This window comes from Wielerella bovis, assembly GCF_022354465.1.
GTDB lineage: Bacteria > Pseudomonadota > Gammaproteobacteria > Burkholderiales > Neisseriaceae > Wielerella > Wielerella bovis.
In genome coordinates this window covers 1041724-1061514 of record NZ_CP092361.1, presented here as the reverse complement: position 1 = coordinate 1061514, position 19791 = coordinate 1041724, and the positions used below count along the sequence as shown (strand labels likewise).

General features: G+C 41.4%; 16 protein-coding genes and 1 pseudogene. 10 read left to right on the top strand and 7 right to left on the bottom strand.

The genetic code is table 11. The annotated features are described in order from the left end of the window. Nucleotides 1–30 precede the first annotated feature (30 nt). Genes MIS45_RS05215 through dut form a run of 3 tightly spaced genes read right to left on the bottom strand, consistent with a single transcriptional unit; the run spans nt 31 to nt 1809 of the window. Nucleotides 31–729, bottom strand: coding sequence for a hypothetical protein (locus tag MIS45_RS05215; protein WP_249451255.1), 699 nt, complete (start codon nt 727–729; stop codon nt 31–33). Nucleotides 730–733: 4 nt separating this feature from the next. Continuing rightward, nucleotides 734–1354 (bottom strand): 5-formyltetrahydrofolate cyclo-ligase, encoded by a 621-nt coding sequence (locus tag MIS45_RS05210; protein WP_249451254.1) that lies wholly within the window; start codon nt 1352–1354, stop codon nt 734–736. Next, nucleotides 1354–1809 (bottom strand): dUTP diphosphatase, encoded by a 456-nt coding sequence (gene dut / locus MIS45_RS05205; RefSeq protein ID WP_249451253.1) that lies wholly within the window; start codon nt 1807–1809, stop codon nt 1354–1356. Before dut ends, MIS45_RS05210 begins: the two co-directional genes overlap by 1 nt. Nucleotides 1810–2598: 789 nt before the next feature. On the opposite strand from dut, the gene MIS45_RS05200 reads away from it, so the two are divergent. Continuing rightward, nucleotides 2599–2871 (top strand): hypothetical protein, encoded by a 273-nt coding sequence (locus tag MIS45_RS05200; RefSeq protein WP_249451252.1) that lies wholly within the window; start codon nt 2599–2601, stop codon nt 2869–2871. 312 nt (nt 2872–3183) lie between these two features. Here MIS45_RS05200 and MIS45_RS05195 read toward each other — a convergent pair whose 3' ends face one another. Together MIS45_RS05195 and MIS45_RS05190 are read right to left on the bottom strand one after the other, a co-directional pair. Beyond that, the gene (locus MIS45_RS05195) at nt 3184–3384 is read right to left on the bottom strand and encodes a hypothetical protein (protein WP_249443614.1); all 201 of its coding nucleotides are present in this window, start codon (nt 3382–3384) and stop codon (nt 3184–3186) included. A gap of 183 nt (nt 3385–3567) precedes the next feature. Continuing rightward, the gene (locus MIS45_RS05190) at nt 3568–5022 is read right to left on the bottom strand and encodes a TrkH family potassium uptake protein (protein WP_249444967.1); all 1455 of its coding nucleotides are present in this window, start codon (nt 5020–5022) and stop codon (nt 3568–3570) included. Between the two features lie 338 nt (nt 5023–5360). Here MIS45_RS05190 and aceE point away from each other — a divergent pair, with 338 nt between their 5' ends. The 7 genes from aceE (at nt 5361) to MIS45_RS05160 (ending at nt 13684) form a co-directional block, all read left to right on the top strand. Further along, the gene (gene aceE, locus MIS45_RS05185; protein WP_249451251.1) at nt 5361–8051 is read left to right on the top strand and encodes a pyruvate dehydrogenase (acetyl-transferring), homodimeric type; all 2691 of its coding nucleotides are present in this window, start codon (nt 5361–5363) and stop codon (nt 8049–8051) included. A gap of 98 nt (nt 8052–8149) precedes the next feature. Continuing rightward, nucleotides 8150–8284, top strand: coding sequence for a hypothetical protein (locus MIS45_RS11340; protein WP_283397440.1), 135 nt, complete (start codon nt 8150–8152; stop codon nt 8282–8284). Between the two features lie 72 nt (nt 8285–8356). Beyond that, nucleotides 8357–8593, top strand: a complete 237-nt coding sequence (locus MIS45_RS05180; RefSeq protein WP_249451250.1) for a putative hemolysin — start codon at nt 8357–8359, stop codon at nt 8591–8593. A 151-nt stretch (nt 8594–8744) separates the two neighbouring features. Then, on the top strand, nt 8745–10379 hold the full coding sequence (gene aceF, locus MIS45_RS05175; protein WP_249451249.1) for a dihydrolipoyllysine-residue acetyltransferase: 1635 nt from the start codon (nt 8745–8747) through the stop codon (nt 10377–10379). Nucleotides 10380–10501: 122 nt separating this feature from the next. Continuing rightward, nucleotides 10502–11896 carry a glutamate--tRNA ligase gene (gene gltX, locus MIS45_RS05170; RefSeq protein ID WP_249451248.1) on the top strand — a complete coding sequence of 465 codons (1395 nt, stop codon included), beginning with the start codon at nt 10502–10504 and terminating at the stop codon, nt 11894–11896. Nucleotides 11897–12000: 104 nt separating this feature from the next. Further along, on the top strand, nt 12001–12729 hold the full coding sequence (truC, locus tag MIS45_RS05165) for a tRNA pseudouridine(65) synthase TruC (RefSeq protein WP_249444962.1): 729 nt from the start codon (nt 12001–12003) through the stop codon (nt 12727–12729). An 85-nt stretch (nt 12730–12814) separates the two neighbouring features. Continuing rightward, on the top strand, nt 12815–13684 hold the full coding sequence (locus tag MIS45_RS05160; RefSeq protein WP_249443607.1) for a YicC/YloC family endoribonuclease: 870 nt from the start codon (nt 12815–12817) through the stop codon (nt 13682–13684). 713 nt (nt 13685–14397) lie between these two features. Here the strand turns inward: MIS45_RS05160 and MIS45_RS05155 are convergent. After that, nucleotides 14398–14679, bottom strand: a pseudogene (locus MIS45_RS05155) (transposase); the annotation flags it as partial. A gap of 96 nt (nt 14680–14775) precedes the next feature. Between MIS45_RS05155 and ttcA the strand changes: the two are divergent. Then, nucleotides 14776–15732 carry a tRNA 2-thiocytidine(32) synthetase TtcA gene (ttcA, locus tag MIS45_RS05150; RefSeq protein ID WP_249451247.1) on the top strand — a complete coding sequence of 319 codons (957 nt, stop codon included), beginning with the start codon at nt 14776–14778 and terminating at the stop codon, nt 15730–15732. A gap of 528 nt (nt 15733–16260) precedes the next feature. Then, nucleotides 16261–17637 (top strand): amino acid permease, encoded by a 1377-nt coding sequence (locus MIS45_RS05145; protein WP_249451246.1) that lies wholly within the window; start codon nt 16261–16263, stop codon nt 17635–17637. A gap of 51 nt (nt 17638–17688) precedes the next feature. On the opposite strand, the gene tkt is transcribed toward MIS45_RS05145, so the two are convergent. Next, nucleotides 17689–19683 (bottom strand): transketolase, encoded by a 1995-nt coding sequence (gene tkt / locus MIS45_RS05140; RefSeq protein ID WP_249451245.1) that lies wholly within the window; start codon nt 19681–19683, stop codon nt 17689–17691. Between the last annotated feature and the right edge of the window lie 108 nt (nt 19684–19791).

Sequence of the window (19791 nt, the reverse complement as noted above, 5' to 3'; positions counted from 1 at the left end):
GTTGCAATACCTATTCAAGCCACCTAAAAATCACAACAAATCGCCAATAATCAATATAGGCAACATAATCGCACCACCCATCACATCTATCGCCAAACCCAATGGTGTAAGCAATACATTACGCGCCAATTTTTCAGGCTGCACTTTGGTTTGCATGCTTTTCATGGTTAATGCAACAGGAATGCGTTGTGTTAAAACTTGCACCTTTTGCGCCGCATAATCAGGTTTAGCATACACATCGCCCACTAAGGCAAAACATTTACGCCAATGCGTATCCGCTATTTGCTGCTGAAACCCCATTGCTCGCAATGTTTGTGCCGAATTAGGTTCATTTGCACGAACCCAATAATCCAAGCAAAAATCACTATGAAACTGATACTTATCTTGCACTACCACAGGTAATTGGCGCAATACATTACCTCTATACGGTGCCACAATCCGATATTGGCGAGGCAATTTGGTTTGTAAAACATACGTCAAATCACGCGACACATCCGCTCGCACCGCATACCAATAACGCACGCCTTGCAAGACCAAACGACCCGATAATGGCTCATTCGGCGTTTCCGTTACTACAGAAACGCCTACAATCATATCGTTTTCGGTATGCTGCGTGATGTTTTCCGTATCAATCGCACGGTCGGCATCGTAAATACCACCATTCCAAATCACCGAAGTACACGCTGCTTGCGCACACAATAATAAAATTAAAATAATCTTTTTTATCATTTATTTATCTTTTCAGGCTGCCTATTTTGATTACACCTTTTTCACAAACAAAATAATCCATACGCATATCATGTGGTTCACACGGCAATTCTGCTACCGCTTGACAGGCAAAACCGAACGCAATTTTCTGTGGCACACGTTTGCCCATGCACGATGCCAATGTGTAATCATAATAACCACCGCCCTGCCCCAAACGATAACCATGCTGGTCAATCCCAACCATCGGCAACACCAGCGTATGCAAACGGTCAGCACGGATTTTTTTCCCTGCAAACTGGGGAATATGCAACTTATTTTTCACACGTTGGCGTTCAGGTTTCAGGCTGCCTTTTATTTTTGTGGGTAACGGTGTAAACCATAAACGCAAAGAATGTGGCTCAATATATGGCAAATAAATGTATGCGCCGCGCTGTTGAGCAGCCTGAATAAACGAATCCAAACGCATTTCGCTACCAATCGCCCAATAAACCGCAATTCGTTTTCCACGTTTAATCCATGGTTTTAAATAATGATTAGCACGTTTTTCCGCTATTTTGCGACTATTTTCAGGCTGCCTTTTACGCAGTTGGCGCAAATAATGGCGCACGTCTTTTTTGTTTGACACATTTTCCAATGGGGCAAACATTACGCGCGTCCTGTGCTACCAAAACCACCTTCACCACGTTCACTTGCCGCAAATTCATCTACCAATTCAAAGGCTGCCTGAACCACAGGCACAATGACCATTTGCGCGATGCGTTCCATTGGCTCAATCGTAAATGCAGTTTGTCCACGATTCCACAGGGAAACCATCAATTCGCCTTGATAATCCGAGTCAATCAAACCAACCAAATTGCCCAATACGATGCCATGTTTGTGTCCCAAACCCGAGCGAGGCAACAACATCGCCGCCAAATTGGGATTGTCTAAATAAATGGCAATGCCTGTTGGAATTAATTTAGTTTCGCCTGCTTGCAAAGTGATGGGCTCGTCCAAGCACGCGCGTAAATCCAATCCTGCACTACCGCTGGTAGCATATTGCGGCAACTGTTGAGCCATTTTTGGGTTGATAATTTTTAATTGTACTGTAGGTTGAGCCATGTTTTTTTTCCTCAAAAAATATTCCGAATCTATATTTATCAAATTGATAATTTGATAAAAACTGGTTTTATAGGTGTTAAAATAAAAACAATACAGCATTATCAGCCAGTTTATGTACTATTTACAATGGCGTAGGATAAGCACCCATTGCTCATGCGACTTTATACATCCACATCATTTCATTTTTTCAGGCAGCCTAAAAGCTCTTGTGTGGTATCTACGCGATAAGTTAGTTAATTTTAAAAATGTATAAGTCGTTTCAAATTAACACATACAAAGCGACAACGACCGCCGTGTACATCTAGTACATAAGGGAGTTAGCAACGCTGTACTATTTGTATTTGAAACGACTATATCATTTAAACTGGCGTTATTTACAGCAAATCAACGAAAATACCAATATCATTCAATAACACCCAATGTAAAATTGAAAATACTTACCAATAAACAGTATTAACTTGCATTTTAGCTACACAAATCAATTTGCTATCTTTACTCAAATTGGATATATTATCCTACAAAATCAACATCACACTCAATATCACTAAATAGTATCATTAGCCTCTAGTAGAAATTAAAATCTGTATCCAAGCCCATCTTTAGGTACATTTCTTTGTCATGCACCACTAATCCACACAATTCATATATAAATTCTTTTTTAGAATCATCAATTTGAGTTGAATGCAAATCTAGGAGATTACAAAAATTTCAGGCTGCCTTGAAATACACAAATTTGTTATTTACCTCAATTTTTAGCAAAATTTATAATATTGTGGGTATGGGTATTTTGTGGAGGATAAAGAAAGTTTGATTGATGACTATGATTTTATTGCTCAATTGACGACTAAATCAGAAAAAGAAATTGCCGAAACACTGGGTAAAAACCAGAACGCTTTTATATCAGAACATGGTTTCAATAAAGATAACCCAGAAAATATGAAACAATTAGTGAAGTTGATTTTGAATAATGAAACTTTAAAAAATTATATTGATAATTGGCGCAATCAAAGTGATAAAAATAAAGTGAAAACTGTTAAGTTGATTGATAAATACCAATCTTAAAATTGTGCTGTAAATGCAGATTTTCAGATTAAAATCCCTGCACAATCTATTTAGGCAGCCTGAAAACTTGTAGATTTGATACTTGCATCTGACAATTTTCAAATATAGTCGTTTCAAATTAACACGTACAAGGCGACAACGACCGCCGTGTACATCTAGTACATAAGGGCGTTGGCAACGCTGTACTATTTGTATTTGAAACGACTATAAAATAAATTACTGTTAAATATAGAAAATATTAGATTAAAGAATCCAAACTACCTTTTTGGATTTTGCAAAGATTTCAGGCTGCCTTAATTTTTTATATAAAATTTATGCACTAAACCCAGCTGCTGCAACTGCTGCTTTGAATGCAGCTTCATCAAAATCATCGCCATGAGTGACAATAACAAAACCTTGCTCATGGTTGGCATTGACAAATTTAACACCTGCTATATTGCTGGTTTGTTCTGCCACTTTATCGCCATCTTGCTTACTGTTCATACCACTTACCATAATTTTTGATTGTGCCATTATTTAGCTCCTTAACTTGATTAAATGTATGTTATTAAATGATATTTAAGATTTCATGCTTTATTTTCAGGAAATCATGTTCTCAATTTTTCGCATTCTACACACATTTTTTAGACTGTCTAGCCAAATTAACAATTAGGCAAATAAAAAGTAAACTTTACTGAAAATTTTGCAAAAAGTGTCTCATTTTTTCCAATAAGTCGGTGTAAATAAAATAAGAACTGTAAAAATTTCCAATCGTCCTAATAGCATGACAATGGTACACAACCATTTCTGAATAATACTTAACTCGGCATAATTCTGACTAGGACCAACCGACCCTAAACCTGGCCCAGCGTTGGTAATACAAGCAATAATAGCAGTTAAACCTGTAACCAAATCCATCCCTGTCATCATCATCAAAAATGTAAACAATACAACGGTTACAAAATAAGCAAAAATAAATGCCATAATTGCCATTGCTACATGGTCAGATAATGCCCTACCATTTACTTTAACTGTATGAACTGCATTTGGATGTTGCAATAACGTTGTTTCACGAAGAAAAATTTTTGCCAATGCAATAACGCGAGCGAGTTTAATGCCGCCACCCATTGAACCTGTATTGGCTAGCAAATTCGCCAATAAAAACATCCATAGTGAAACTAATAATGGCCAAGTAGCAAAGTCAGCATTGGCAAATCCACTTGCTAGACCAATAGATACATAGTTAAAGCTGACATAACGTAAGGCATCGGTAAATGTGTAAAAACCTTTGTAGGATAAATACCAACTTGCAATCAATATGCTACTAATCAAAACAGTTGTCATGACCCTAACTTCTGCATCGCGCCAATATATACGCAATTTTTTCTGCCTTAATACCGCAAAGTGATTGGCAAAATTAATCCCTCCTATTAATGTTGCTGTCATAATCACAATTTCTATCGCAACGGAATCAAAGTACGCAATACTATCATCATGCGTAGAGAAGCCTCCCAAAGCAAATGATGACATAGCATGACAAATCGCATCAAACCAATTCATGCCTGCCCAACGTAATGCCAAACAAACCAATAATGTACACATTACATAAAATTGCCATAATTGTTTAGCAGTTTGCGAAATGCGTGGTGCTGTTTTGCTGTCTTTATCAATACCTGCAATTTCTGCTTTAAATAATTGCGTACCACCCACACCCAATATTGGTAAAACAGCAACCGCCAACACGATAATTCCCATACCGCCGAGCCAATTGAGCATGTGTCGCCAAAAATTAAGAGAAGGTTGCAATGTATCCAAACCTGAAATGACGGTTGCTCCTGTGGTTGTTAAACCACTCATAGCTTCAAAAAAAGCATCGGTAAACGACATATCGGGAAAATAAAAATAGAATGGAGTCGCGGCAATGATGGCAAATCCCACCCAAAGCATAACAACAAGCGAGAAACCATCCCGAGGACGCAATTCACGCTGATATTCGCGTGTAATAAACCAAATACCAAATGATATTATTTCTGTTATTGCTGCAATACGCCAAAAAATAGAAAACGCGGAATCATCATAAATAAATGAAACGATTGCTGGAAACGCCATTAGCAAGGCAAATAACATACCCAGTTTAGACAAAATATGAATAATGGGAATAATTTTTCGCATAAAAAATAACCAAGTACCTTGCAAAAGAAAAACCAAGAATTGTGCCACATTAACTTCACAACAAGCAAATAAATTCCTTGTCAATGTACCCTATTGATACAAAGAAACAAATAATTTCATTTTTTATGATAAAAACTGAGTTTTATGACACAAAATTAGTTTTCAGGCTGCCTCAATTTGAATTTATATCAAATTAGGAATACAATCTACAAGTTTTTCGTCTGCATGAATACAAATGATTCAAGATATAATTTAATCTTCATTTGTTACCATGCAACTATTACAACTAAATTGAAGTTTTATTTCAACTTCGCACTTGATTTTGAAGGATAGACAATATGTCTCAAACACACAATGCAGTTCATGATGTTGACCCTATTGAAACCCAAGAATGGTTGGATTCATTAGCGTCAGTTCTGCAAAATGAAGGCGCAGAACGCGCTCATTTTATCTTGGAAAACTTGGTTAAATACACCCGTCGTCGCGGTGTGCATTTACCTTTTGACGCCACTACTGCTTATTTGAATACCATTCCTGTTGGTAAAGAAGTCAAATCTCCTGGCAATCATGAATTGGAACACCGTATTCGTTCTGCGATTCGCTGGAATGCTGCCGCAATGGTACTGCGTGCAGGTAAAAAAGATTTGGAATTGGGCGGACACATTTCGTCTTTCGCATCATCAGCAACTTTGTATGATGTTGGTTTTAACCACTTCTGGAAAGCCAAAGGCGAAAATGGTGAAGAAGGTGACATGATTTTCATCCAAGGTCATGCTGCACCAGGTGTGTATTCTCGCGCGTTTGTGGAAGGTCGTTTGAGCGAAGAACAATTGAACAACTTCCGTCAAGAAATTGAAGGCAATGGTTTGTCTTCTTACCCACATCCACATTTAATGCCTGATTTCTGGCAATTCCCCACCGTATCTATGGGCTTGGGTCCACTCATGGCGATTTACCAAGCACGTTTCTTGAAATACTTGGATTCTCGTGGTTTGAGCAAAACCGCTGGTCGCAAAGTATGGTGTTTCTGTGGCGACGGCGAAATGAGCGAACCTGAATCTTTGGGTGCGATTTCATTGGCTGCACGCGAAGGTTTGGATAACCTGATTTTTGTGATTAACTGTAACTTACAACGTTTGGACGGTCCTGTTCACGGTAATGGCAAAATCATTCAGGAATTTGAAGGCACATTCCGTGGCGCAGGTTGGAATGTGATTAAAGTAATTTGGGGTCGTCGTTGGGATGCTTTGCTGGCAAACGATACTGACAATCTATTGAAACAACGCATGGAAGAAGTATTGGACGGCGACTACCAAACTTACAAATCAAAAGACGGCGCATATGTACGTGAACATTTCTTCAATACGCCTGAATTGAAAGCCATGGTTGCGAATATGTCAGACGATGAAGTATGGGCGCTGAACCGTGGTGGTCATGACCCACACAAAATTTACGCTGCTTACCACGAAGCGGTGAATAATGCAGACGGTCGTCCTACTGTGATTTTGGCAAAAACCATTAAAGGTTATGGTATGGGTGCATCTGGTGAAGGTCAAAACGTAGCACACCAAGCCAAAAAAATGGACGTGGCATCCTTGAAACAATTCCGTACTCGTTTTGGCATTCAAGTTACTGATGAGCAAATTGATAGTGGCGATTTGCCTTACTTCCGTTTCCCAGAAGACAGCGAAGAAATGCGCTATCTGCGCGAACGTCGCAATGCTTTGGGCGGTTATCTGCCAGCGCGTAATCCTGTAAACGATGCCTTGCCAATTCCTGCTTTGGAAACATTTGATACACAATTACAATCCAGTGGCGACCGTGAATTTTCTACCACAATGGCATTCGTTCGCATTTTGAATACTTTGTTGAAAGACAAACAACTGGGCAAACGCATTGTACCGATTGTGCCAGACGAAAGCCGTACTTTTGGTATGGAAGGTATGTTCCGTCAATACGGCATTTGGAACTTGAAAGGTCAGTTGTACACGCCACAAGACAAAGACCAGTTGATGTTCTACAAAGAATCCATTGACGGTCAAATTTTGCAAGAAGGCATCAATGAACCGGGTGCAATGGCAGACTGGATTGCCGCGGCAACTTCTTACGCGAACAATCGCTATGCCATGATTCCATTCTACATTTATTACTCAATGTTTGGTTTCCAACGCGTAGGCGATTTGGCTTGGGCAGCTGGCGACATGCATGCACGCGGTTTCTTGATTGGCGGCACGGCTGGTCGCACGACTTTGAACGGTGAAGGTTTGCAACACGAAGACGGTCACAGCCACATTCAGGCAGACTTAATTCCCAACTGCTTGTCTTATGACCCAACATATCAATACGAATTGGCGGTTATTGTACAAGACGGTTTGCGCCGCATGTATGTGGAACAAGAAGACGTGTTCTACTACTTGACCGTGATGAACGAAAACTACAAACACCCAGCTATGCCACAACGCGAAAACATTGAACGCGATATTTTGAAAGGCATGTATTTGTTGCGTGAAGGTGCAAAAGCCGATAAAAAAGTTCAGCTGATGGGTTCTGGCGTGATTTTGGAAGAAGTGATTCACGCAGCAGATTTGTTGAAAGCCGATTTCGGTGTAGAAGCTGATATTTGGTCTTGCCCATCATTCACATTATTGGGACGCGATGCAATGGAAGTGGAACGCCATAACCGTTTGCACCCAACTGGTGAACAAAAAGTGGCATTTGTGGCAGAACAATTGAAAGGTCATGCAGGTCCTGTGATTGCCTCAAGCGACTACATCCGCAGCTTTGCAGACCGCATTCGCCATGCCATTCCAAAAGAAAATGGTGAATTTGTGGTATTGGGTACAGACGGTTTTGGTCGCAGCGACAGCCGTGCCAACTTGCGCAATTTCTTTGAAGTAGACCGCTATCACATTGTGGTTGCTGCATTGAATGCATTGGCAAATCAAGGTACTGTGGACAAGAAAACCGTGCAAGTGGCGATTGATAAATACGGCATCAAAGCCGATGCTGCGCCAAGCTGGAAACGCTAATCTATACTTTCAGGCAGCCTGAAAAATCAATCAGAATTTGTAGGGGCGGATATTCAGTCAGTCCCTACAAAAAATGATAATAAGACAATAGGTTGAAAATGAAAAAATGGCTTTTAATCATTGGTGTATTGATGATTGCCTATGGTGCATGTGGTTTAATTTTTGACGAAAAAGACCATTGCTTGGATGATGGTGGTTCGTATAACGTGCAGACCAAGCAATGCGAAAAGTAGTTTTTATTAGGCTGTATCCTAATTTCAGGCAGCCTGAAAAAATATTTTTAAAATATTTTAAGATAAATCAACATGAAAAAACTGGTAATTTTGGCAATCGTCGCCACTTTGAGCGCGTGTGCCACATCATCACACAACGATGAACCTATGGTCGGCATGGCAAACCCAGCATCTGTATTTTGTGAAAAACAAGGCGGTCAGTCCATTAATCGCAAAAATACAGATGGCTCTGAATACGGTGTATGCGTATTCTCAAATGGCAGTGAAATAAACGAATGGGATTATTTCCGTGCCAATCATGCAAAATGATTTTTCAGGCAGCCTGAAAGTTTAAAAATTATTTTTTTGGGAAAATGATGATATGGTATTTTGTGGCATCTGAATTGCAGTCAATTTTCAGGCAACCTGAAAATGTACCACAAACTCATTTTTCTCATTAAAACAAAAAGAAAGTCAAATCATGAGTTTAATTGAAATTAAAGTCCCCGACATCGGCGGACACGAAAATGTAGATATTATCGCTGTTGAAGTGAAAGTGGGCGATACCATTGCGGTTGATGATACTTTAATCACATTGGAAACCGATAAAGCCACCATGGACGTACCTGCCGATGCCTCTGGTGTCGTGAAAGAAGTTCGCGTTAAAGTGGGCGACAAAATCTCTGAAGGTGGTGTGGTTGTGGTGGTTGAGGCTGCTGGTGAGGCTGCTCAATCTGCGCCTCAAGCCGAAACCCCTAAAGCAGCTGAACCTGCTCCTGTTCAGGCAGCCCCTGCTGCAACAACTGGTGCAGCAAAAGTCGTTGTTCCTGATATTGGTGGACACAGCAATGTGGACGTGATTGCCGTTGAAGTAAAAGTGGGCGATACCGTTGCGATTGATGACACTTTAATCACACTGGAAACCGACAAAGCCACCATGGATGTTCCAAGTACCGCTGCAGGTACGGTTACTGCCGTTCACATTAAAGTAGGCGACAAAGTTTCAGAAGGCGCATTGATTATTGAAGTGGCAGGTGCAGCGCAAGTTGCAGCACCTGTTCAAGCAGCACAACCTGCGCCAGAAGCACCGAAACCTGCGCCTGTTGCTCAAACTGCCCCAGCTCCTGCACCAACACCTGTAGTATCGAGTGTGGCAGCGGCTTACGGCGTGGTAAATGAAGAAGCTTTTGCTAAAGCGCATGCTGGCCCATCAACACGCAAATTGGCGCGTGAATTAGGTGTAGATTTGGGCTTGGTAAAAGGTACTGGCGCGAAAAATCGCATTACAGCAGAAGATGTGAAAGCATTTGTGAAAGGCGTGATGCAAAATGGTGGCGCAACACAAGTTGCTTCTGTGGCTGTTGGTGCATCATTGGGTGGCGGTTTGGATTTGTTGCCTTGGCCGAAAATTGATTTCAGCAAATTTGGCGAAATTGAAGTTAAAGAATTGTCGCGCATTAAGAAAATTTCAGGTCAAAACCTGTCGCGCAACTGGGTGATGATTCCACACGTTACCGTGAACGAAGATGCTGACATGACGGAATTGGAAGAATTCCGCAAAGTATTGAATAAAGAATGGGAAAAAGCAGGTGTGAAAGTGTCGCCATTGGCGTTCATCATCAAAGCCTCTGTCAGCGCATTGAAAGCATTCCCAGAATTCAATTCTTCTTTGGATGGCGATAATTTGGTATTGAAAAAATACTACAACATCGGTTTTGCAGCAGATACGCCAAATGGCTTGGTTGTGCCTGTGATTAAAGATGTTGATAAAAAAGGTTTGAAAGAAATCTCCATCGAATTGACTGAATTGTCCAAAAAAGCCCGCGAAGGCAAACTGAAACCGCAAGAAATGCAAGGCGCGTGTTTCACGATTTCCAGCTTGGGCGGCATTGGTGGCACAGGCTTTACCCCGATTGTCAATGCACCAGAAGTAGCCATCTTGGGTGTATGCAAATCGCAAATGAAACCTGTATGGAACGGTAAAGAATTTGAGCCACGTTTGATGTGCCCATTGAGCTTGTCGTTTGACCACCGCGTGATTGATGGCGCGGCAGGTATGAAATTTACAGTATTCTTGGCAAACTTGTTGAAAGATTTCCGCCGCGTATCCCTGTAATTTAATATTTTAAAATAAAAGGCAGCCTGAAAATATTTTCAGGCTGCCTTTTTTCATACCAAATATTGCTAAAAACGGTAAAATATCGTTTTTTTTTCAAAAATACGATAAGAAAGTTAAAAATGACAGTTACCACTCGTTTTGCGCCCAGCCCAACAGGTTATTTACACATCGGTGGGGTGCGTACCGCCTTGTATTCATGGGCGTTTGCACAACATCATCGTGGCAAATTTTTGCTGCGAATTGAAGACACCGATTTGGAACGTTCTACACAAGAATCCGTGGAAATCATTTTACAAGGTCTGAATTGGGTGGGTTTGCACGCAGCCAATCAAGACAAAATTGTTTACCAAACGCAACGTTTTGACCGCTACAAAGAAGTGGTTAAACAATTACTGGAACAAGGACACGCTTATCTCTGCTATTGCAGCAAAGAAGAACTCGCCGAAATGCGTGAACGTGCTGAACGCGAAGGCACGGCAACTTACGACCGCCGCTGGCGACCCGAAGTGGGCAAAACACTGCCTGAAATCCCACAAGGTATTGAGCCTGTGGTTCGCTTCAAAAATCCATTGGACGGCGTAACGGCTTGGACAGATTTGGTTAAAGGCGAAATCAGCATTCCCAATGCTGCGTTGGACGATTTGATTATCGCGCGCGCCGATGGCACCCCAACCTACAATTTCTGCGTGGTGGTGGACGATTTGGATATGGGCGTTACCCATGTGATTCGTGGCGATGACCATGTCAATAACACGCCAAAACAAATCAATATTTTCAAAGCATTGGGCGCGAAATTACCTGAATTTGCACATTTGCCCATGATTTTGAATGAACAGGGTAAGAAAATTTCCAAACGCAGCGGCGACACAGTGGCGATTACCGAATATGAAGACATGGGGATTTTGCCCGAAGCCATGTTGAATTATTTGGCGCGACTGGGTTGGGCGCATGGCGATGATGAATTTTTCACTATGGAACAATTTACACAATGGTTTGATTTGAAAGATGTTTCTGCCAGTCCAAGCCGCATGGACAGTAAAAAATTATTGTGGATTAATGGCGAACACATCAAAGCAGCCGATAATGCGCGTTTGGTGGATTTGCTGATACCGCGTTTGCAAAAATTAGGTGTACCTATTTCAGGCAGCCTGAAATTGGAAGATGTGATTGCATTGGTCAAAGACCGCGCCCAAGATTTGAATGCTTTGGCAAACGAATGTGCCTATTTTTATGTGAAAGCCACGCCAGACGAAGCGGACGTGGCGAAACATTGGGACGAAGACGCAGCGGCGCGTATGCAGCGTTTTGCCGATAAATTAGCGCAATTGGAGACATGGTCAGCGGAAAGCATTCACGATTTGTTCAAACCATTCTGCGATGAAGAAGGGATTAAGATGGGCAAATTGGGCATGCCCTTGCGTTTAGCAGTATGCGGCACAGCAAAAACGCCAAGCGTGGATGCGGTGTTGGCATTGATTGGTAAAGAAGAAGTGTTGCGCCGTATGCGCGGATAAGGTTTTCAGGCTGCCTATTGTGATTGTTTATCAAAATAGGCAGCCTGAAAAATGAAAAATAAGTTAATCAATCAAATTTTATTTGCTATAAAGCAGCCTGAAAAATGCCGCTCCCCATCCACATTCTATACCAGTCCCCTACCCTTATTGCCGTTGACAAACCAGCAGGTATGTTGGTGCATCGCTCATGGCTGGACACACGCGAAACCGTATTTTTAATGCAAACTCTACGCGACCAAATCGGACAATATGTCTATCCTGTCCATCGTTTAGACCGTCCCACATCAGGTGTCATGTTATTCGCACTCAACAGCGACACCGCACGCGAATTGACACAACAATTTGAAAATCAACAGATTAGCAAAACCTATCATGCCATTGTTCGTGGCTGGACAGCTGTTTCAGGCTGTATCAATTATCCGCTCCAAGAAGAATTAGACAATATTGCCGATAAATTCGCCCAGTCCAATAAAGCTGCGCAAGATGCCATTACTGATTATTGTACCCTAGCACAAACCGAATTACCTTTTGCTAGCAGCAAACATTTTCCTACATCGCGCTACTCATTGCTTAAAATCACACCACACACAGGGCGAAAACACCAAATCCGCCGCCATTTAAAACATATTTTTCACCCGATTATTGGCGACACTACGCATGGCGATTTGCGACAAAACAAAGCCATACAGCAATTTTGTGGCAACACGCGCTTATTATTACACGCCAGTAGCCTGACATTTAGGCAGCCTGAAACCCAAGAAATGCTTACCATCAACGCACTATTTGATGATGAATGGCAACGCATCAGTTACGCGATGGGTTTTATAATATGATTTTGTTAGACAACCACCTTTCAGGCAGCCTGAAATTTTGTTAATATTGTTGCGGTTTTTCAATAAATTAAATAAGGAAAAAACGATGGCTGTAAGAAGTATGACGGGATTTGCCAATGCAAGCAGCGAGTGTGCAGGAAAACACATTTATCTGGAAATTCGCTCGGTAAATCATCGTTTTTTGGATGCACAATTCAAAATTCCCGATGATTTGCGTGCTTTGGAAAGTCCAATGCGTGAACTCATTGGTACTAAAGTATCACGCGGTAAACTAGAATGTCGGGTGCAACTGAATAATTTACCTGACAATTCAGGCAGCCTGAATATCAATCAAAATTTGGTGGCAGAGCTGGCAGATTTAAATGAAAAATGGCGCAAAAAATACGATGTTGCCAAATTGAGCGTAGCAGATATTTTGCGTTACCCTGGTGTCATTGTTAGCACGGAAAACGACAGTGAAGCATTAGAAAAAGAGGTTTTGGCATTATTAGAACGTGCATTGAACGATTTTGTGGCTGCGCGTGAACGTGAAGGCGAAAAATTGCAAGCGCATATTTTGGAGCGTTTGGATTTGATGGACGACATCATCACGGCATTGGAAAGTTTGTTCCCTGGTCTACTGAAAACGCATATGCAACGTGTGCGCGCACGTTTGGCAGAGGCGGTACAAAATATTGATGAAGACCGTTTGAAACAGGAATTTGCATTGTTTATGCAAAAAGCGGATGTGGATGAGGAATTTAGCCGTTTGCATGGACATATTGCGGAAGTTCGACGTATTGTAACGGAACAAAAAGGCAGCATTGGTAAGCGTTTGGATTTTTTGATGCAGGAATTGAACCGTGAAGCCAACACACTGGGTAGCAAAGCGATTGCAACTGAATGTACGCAAGTTTCTGTGGAATTGAAAGTGTTGATTGAGCAAATGCGGGAGCAAGTACAAAATATTGAATAATTAATTTTTTATCAAAAGGCAGCCTGAAAATATTTTCAGGCTGCCTGAAATTTATTATTTTACTAATAATGAAATAATTTTTGGAGCTGTCCTAGATAACTAGAAAACAAATCCTGATTTAAATCGAATTCACTATAATACGGTTGTTACAAAGCTAAGATTATATAGTCGTTTCAAATTAAAATAGGACAAGGCGACAACGACCACCTTGTACAAGTAGTACATAAGGGCGTTGGCAACGCTGTACTATTTGTATTTGAAACGACTATACCATTACATGTCAGATGATATCCAGTAATAAACAGGGAGATAAAAAGCTTTTAGCGCTCACTAAATTAGTGTGTATTGTGCGCGTGCGGATTGTTTTTGGTACTGTATGTACATTTCTTTTTTTTGCTTATTTAATACTTGCATAGAATTTAAGAATTTTTGATATTTTACTTATTTTATTATAGAATATAAGAATATGTTTATATTGAGTTGGTTTTATAAAAGTCATTAGTGTATTAAATTTTAAAGGGGGGAGTAGCTAAAACTACAACTGCTATTCATCTAGCTAGAGCATTATAGCTACGCAATTATAATGTTGTTATTGATAGATTCTGTTCCTCAAGGAAGTCTCCGTGATTGAGGTCGTGTTGATGCTAACCAGCAGTTGAGGTTACTGGAATCGATCGCCCCACATTTAAAGAATTTAGGGCTGTCCTAGATAACTAGAACAAATCCTGCTTTACTAATTGTTTTAAAATAAAAATCTGAACTTTTATCTCACTGTTATTAAAACGCCATTCGCACCCCTTTAAATACAACTCAAACTGCTCTTTAGGAATGCCATTAGGCTTATGTAAATGGCGTTTTGCTTGACTCCAAAAGTTCTCAATTACGTTAATATGATTTTGCCGTTCCGCAAGATGTGTGCTGTGATTGATGCGAAAATGGCTAAATTCACTTACATCAAGCACATCATAACTTTTATAACAATCGGTATAAACAATGACTTAAACGACTTTTCCTCATAGGGATTATTCTAACCTGAAATTAGATTTCCCTAGTTATCTGGTACACCCCCTTTTTATTTAATACATTTAACTATGTCCAAAAAATCCAAAACAGAATTAGAAAACAATAAACTAAACAAACGTTTGCGCCACGCAGTCGGTGATGCAATTAATGATTTTAATATGATTGAAGATGGCGACAAAATCATGGTTTGTCTGTCGGGCGGCAAAGACAGCTATGCTTTACTGGATATTTTGCGCCAATTACAAGCCTCTGCACCGATTGAATTTGAATTGGTGGCGGTCAATCTTGACCAAAAACAACCAGGGTTTCCCGAACACGTGTTGCCTGAATATTTGGACAGCATCGGCGTGCCATACAAAATTGTAGAAGAAGACACCTATTCCACTGTCAAACGTGTCTTGGAAGAAGGTAAAACCACTTGCTCTCTGTGTAGCCGTTTGCGACGCGGCATTTTGTATCGTACGGCGAAAGAATTAGGCTGCACCAAAATCGCGCTGGGTCATCATCGTGATGATATTTTGGGAACTTTGTTTTTAAATATGTTTTACGGTGGCAAATTAAAAGCCATGCCACCGAAACTGGTTTCCGATAATGGTGAGCATATTGTTATTCGCCCTTTGGCGTATGTGAAAGAAAAAGATTTGATTAAATACGCTGAATTGAAACAGTTTCCAATTATTCCATGTAATTTGTGTGGCTCGCAGCCAAATTTGCAACGTCAAGTGATTAAGGAAATGCTGAATGATTGGGACAAGCGTTTCCCAGGTCGGATTGAGAGTATGTTTTCAGCTTTGCAAAATGTTGTGCCATCGCATTTGGCGGACATTGAATTATTTGATTTTGCTGGATTGCAGCACGGGCAAAATTTGAAACATGGTGGCGATTTGGCGTTTGATGGCGAAACGGTCTCTTACACGCCTGAATTGGACGATGATGACATCAGGCAGCCTGAAAACAAGCCTGAACGAAAAATCATTAATATTTTAGCTAGTAAACCCAAAGCAGATTGTGGTGAAATTGGATAAGAGGTTGCTTGATTTTAGAACCTGTATTCACAAAATTTTAAAGTTGTGGATATGGGTTTTAATATTTTTCAGGCTGCCTTTCCATATTAATATAGTCATATAGTCGTGTAAATAAAAATAATACAGCATTGTCAGCTTCTTAACTCGGACAAGGCGACAGCGACTGTCGTGTACACCTAACATTAAGGGAGCTAATAGTGCTATATGTGTTAATTTCAAACAACTATACTTATTTGTATATAGTGAGTCGCTGTCGCTTTGCCTTATTTTATTTAAATGATTATAAAAGGCAGCCTGAAAAATATTTTATTTGAAAAGTTAAGCAAATATTGTCATTGCAAAAAACATCAGTTATATTGTAAACACATGACTACAATGGCTAGTCATTAAAATTTTTATCTCAACCCACACTTGTGTTCATGGATTGGTAGTTTGGCTTATTTATATTGATAAGTTATGCCTATACAATCAGCAAATTATTTTTAGATTATGAACATAGGTTCTCAAATACAAGAAAAAGGTTTCCTTATGGACACGAACCAACATTCATCAGAAGGTTTGCAACGTAACCTTAAAAACAGACATTTACAACTTATCGCTATTGGCGGTGCAATCGGTACAGGTTTATTTTTAGGTTCAGGTAAAACCATCAGTTTAGCAGGACCTTCTGTTTTACTGACATACATTATCATTGGATTTTTCTTATTTTTCGTGATGCGAGCGATGGGGGAATTGTTGTTATCCAATCTGGAATACAAATCCTTTACCGACTTCACACACGATATTTTGGGGCATGGCGCAGGTTTCTTTGTTGGCTGGACATATTGGTTCTGCTGGGTTGTCATCGGCATGGCAGACATCATCGCCATTACAGGTTACTTCCAATACTGGTTTCCCAACATTCCCCTTTGGTTGCCTGGATTATTCTGCATCATCGTTATGACCACATTGAATATGCTCACGGTTAAATTATTCGGGGAAATGGAATTTTGGTTTGCGCTGATTAAAGTGATTGCCATTTTATCGCTGGTGTGCATAGGTTTTTACTTGGTAGTAACAGGATTTGAGAATCCAACTTCAGGTGAAAAAGCCTCTCTAACCCATTTATGGGCACGAGAAGGCGGTATTTTTCCAAATGGTATCAATGGTTTCTTTTCTGCATTTCAAATTGCACTTTTTGCCTTTTTAGGTATTGAGTTGGTCGGGACTGCCGCAGCAGAAACCAAAGACCCATACGAAAATCTACCACGCGCCATTAATAGTATTCCTATTCGTATTATCATTTTTTATGTATTGGCATTAACCGTGATTATGACGGTAACGCCTTGGGACATGGTCAATCCCAAAGTAAGCCCGTTTGTTAATATGTTTACCCTGATTGGGATTCCAATCGCAGCCAGCTTGATTAACTTGGTGGTTCTCACTTCCGCATTATCATCAGCCAATGGTGGTATGTTTTCCACAGGGCGAATGCTGTATGGTTTGGCACAAAATGAAGCCGCTCCTAAAATTTTCGGTAAATTAAACATTAATGGTGTGCCATCGCCTGCTTTATTATTTTCATGTTCATTCTTGTTTATTGGCATGATTTTGACGTATTTAGAAGGCGATGTGATGAATGTGTTTACGATTGTAACCACCATTGCCAATATTGGGTTTATTTTCGTGTGGAGCATGATTTTGCTGGCATACATCAAATATCGCAAAATACGTCCCGAATTACACGCCAAATCCATCTACAAAATGCCTGGAGGCGTGGTCATGGCGTGGACATGTTTGGCATTTTTAGCATTTGCCTTGTATCTGTTCTCACTTGACGAGAATACCTTGAACGGCATGCTCTTCTCGCCAATTTGGTTTGCTACTTTGGGAATTATCTATTTGATTAAATTTAGAAAAGAATAAAATAAATGCAGCCTGAAAAGATTTTTCAGGCTGCATTTTATATGATGTTTATTACAAAACAGATTTCACGGCTTCAACCACATTTTCCACAGTAAAGCCAAACTCTTTAAACAGCAACTCGGCTGGCGCGGATTCGCCAAAACGGTCTAAACCGACCACTTTGCCATTCAAACCAACGTATTTGTACCAACCATCGGTAACGCCCGCTTCCACCGCCACTTTCGGCAAATTCGCTGGCAACACGGATTGACGGTACGCCAAATCCTGTTTGTCAAACACATTGGTGGACGGCATGGAAACCACGTTCACGGCAATGCCTTGTTCCGCCAATGCTTTTTGCGCGTTCAATGCCAATTCCACTTCCGAACCAGTCGCAATCAGCACCGCTTGCGCGTTCAGGCTGCCTGAAATCACATAGCCGCCACGTTGAATGTTCGCCAAAGTCTGCTCATCACGTTGAATAAACGGCAAATTTTGACGGCTGAAAATCAAACAGCTTGGGTGGTCTTTCGCTTTTGCCGCGTGCGACCACGCCACCAAACTTTCCGCCGTGTCGCACGGACGCCAAACCGCCATATTCGGAATCAGGCGCAAAGTCGCGGTTTGTTCAACAGGCTGGTGTGTCGGGCCGTCTTCGCCCAAACCAATGGAATCGTGCGTGAACACGAAAATCGGGTTGATTTTCATCAAAGCCGCCATACGCAAAGCATTACGCGCATATTCGCTGAACATCAGGAAAGTCGCGCCAAACGGCTTCACGCCACCGTGCAACGCCATGCCGTTCATGATTGCCGCCATGCCAAATTCGCGCACGCCATAATGCAAATAATTGCCGCCCTGACGCGGTTTCACGGAAACGCTGTTTGACCAATCCGTTAAATTTGAAGGGGTTAAGTCTGCCGAACCGCCCACCAATTCAGGCAACACTTGCGCCAAAACTTCAATGCTGTTTTGACTGGCTTTGCGCGTGGCGATTTTTTCCGCTTTTTCGCAAATTTCTTTTAAGGCAGCCTGAACGTGTGCGTCCAAGTTTTCAGGCAGCGTGCCAGACATTCTGCGTGTGAATTCAGCCGCTTTTTCGGGGAATTTTTGTGCATATTGTTGGAATAATGCGTTCCATTCGGCTTCAATTTTCGCGCCTTTTTCGGCAGCGTTCCATTGCGCGTACACGTCTTGCGGTACTTCAAATGGGGCGAAATTCCAGTTCAAATGGGCGCGTGTGGCGGCAATTTCGTCTGCGCCCAACGGTGCGCCGTGTGTTTTGTGGCTGCCTTCTTTGTTGGCTGCGCCTTTGCCGATTAAGGTTTTGCAGCAAATAATGGACGGTTTTGCCGTTTCATTTTTGGCAGCCTGAATGGCAGCGCGGATTTCATCGGGATTGTGTCCGTCCACATTTGCCACAACGTGCCAGCCGTAGCTTTCAAAGCGTTGCGGAATGTTTTCTGTGAACCAGCCGTCCACTTTGCCGTCAATGGAAATATTGTTATCATCATACAAAACAACGAGTTTGCCCAAGCCCAAAGTCCCCGCCAAAGATGCGGCTTCGTGGGAAACGCCTTCCATCAGGCAGCCATCGCCCAAGAAAACGTAGGTGTGATGATTGACGATGTCCAAGCCATCTTGGTTGAATTCTTTTGCCAATAATTGTTCCGCCAAAGCCATGCCGACCGCGTTGGCAATGCCTTGACCGAGTGGGCCTGTGGTGGTTTCCACGCCAGCCGCGTAGCCGTATTCGGGGTGTCCTGCGGTTTTGCTGTGCAGTTGGCGGAAATTTTTCAAATCGTCCAGCGACAAATCGTAGCCGCTCAAATGCAACACGCTGTACAACAAAGCGGACGCATGACCGTTGGACAAAACAAAGCGGTCGCGGTTGAAAAATTGGGGATTTTGGGGATTGTGTTGCAGAAATTCGCGCCACAATACGTCTGCCATGTCTGCCATGCCCATGGGCGCACCGGGGTGTCCCGAATTGGCTTGTTGAACCATGTCCATAGACAAGAAACGGATTGCGTTGGCAGTTTGGGAAAGTGATTTTGCAATAGTCATTCAAATTTTCCTTTGGTTAAAATATTTGGGTCAAAGAAATGTTAAAGATGTCATAGTGCCCTAGGGGCTGTAGTTCGATTATGGCAGTTTTACAAGATGATGACAATG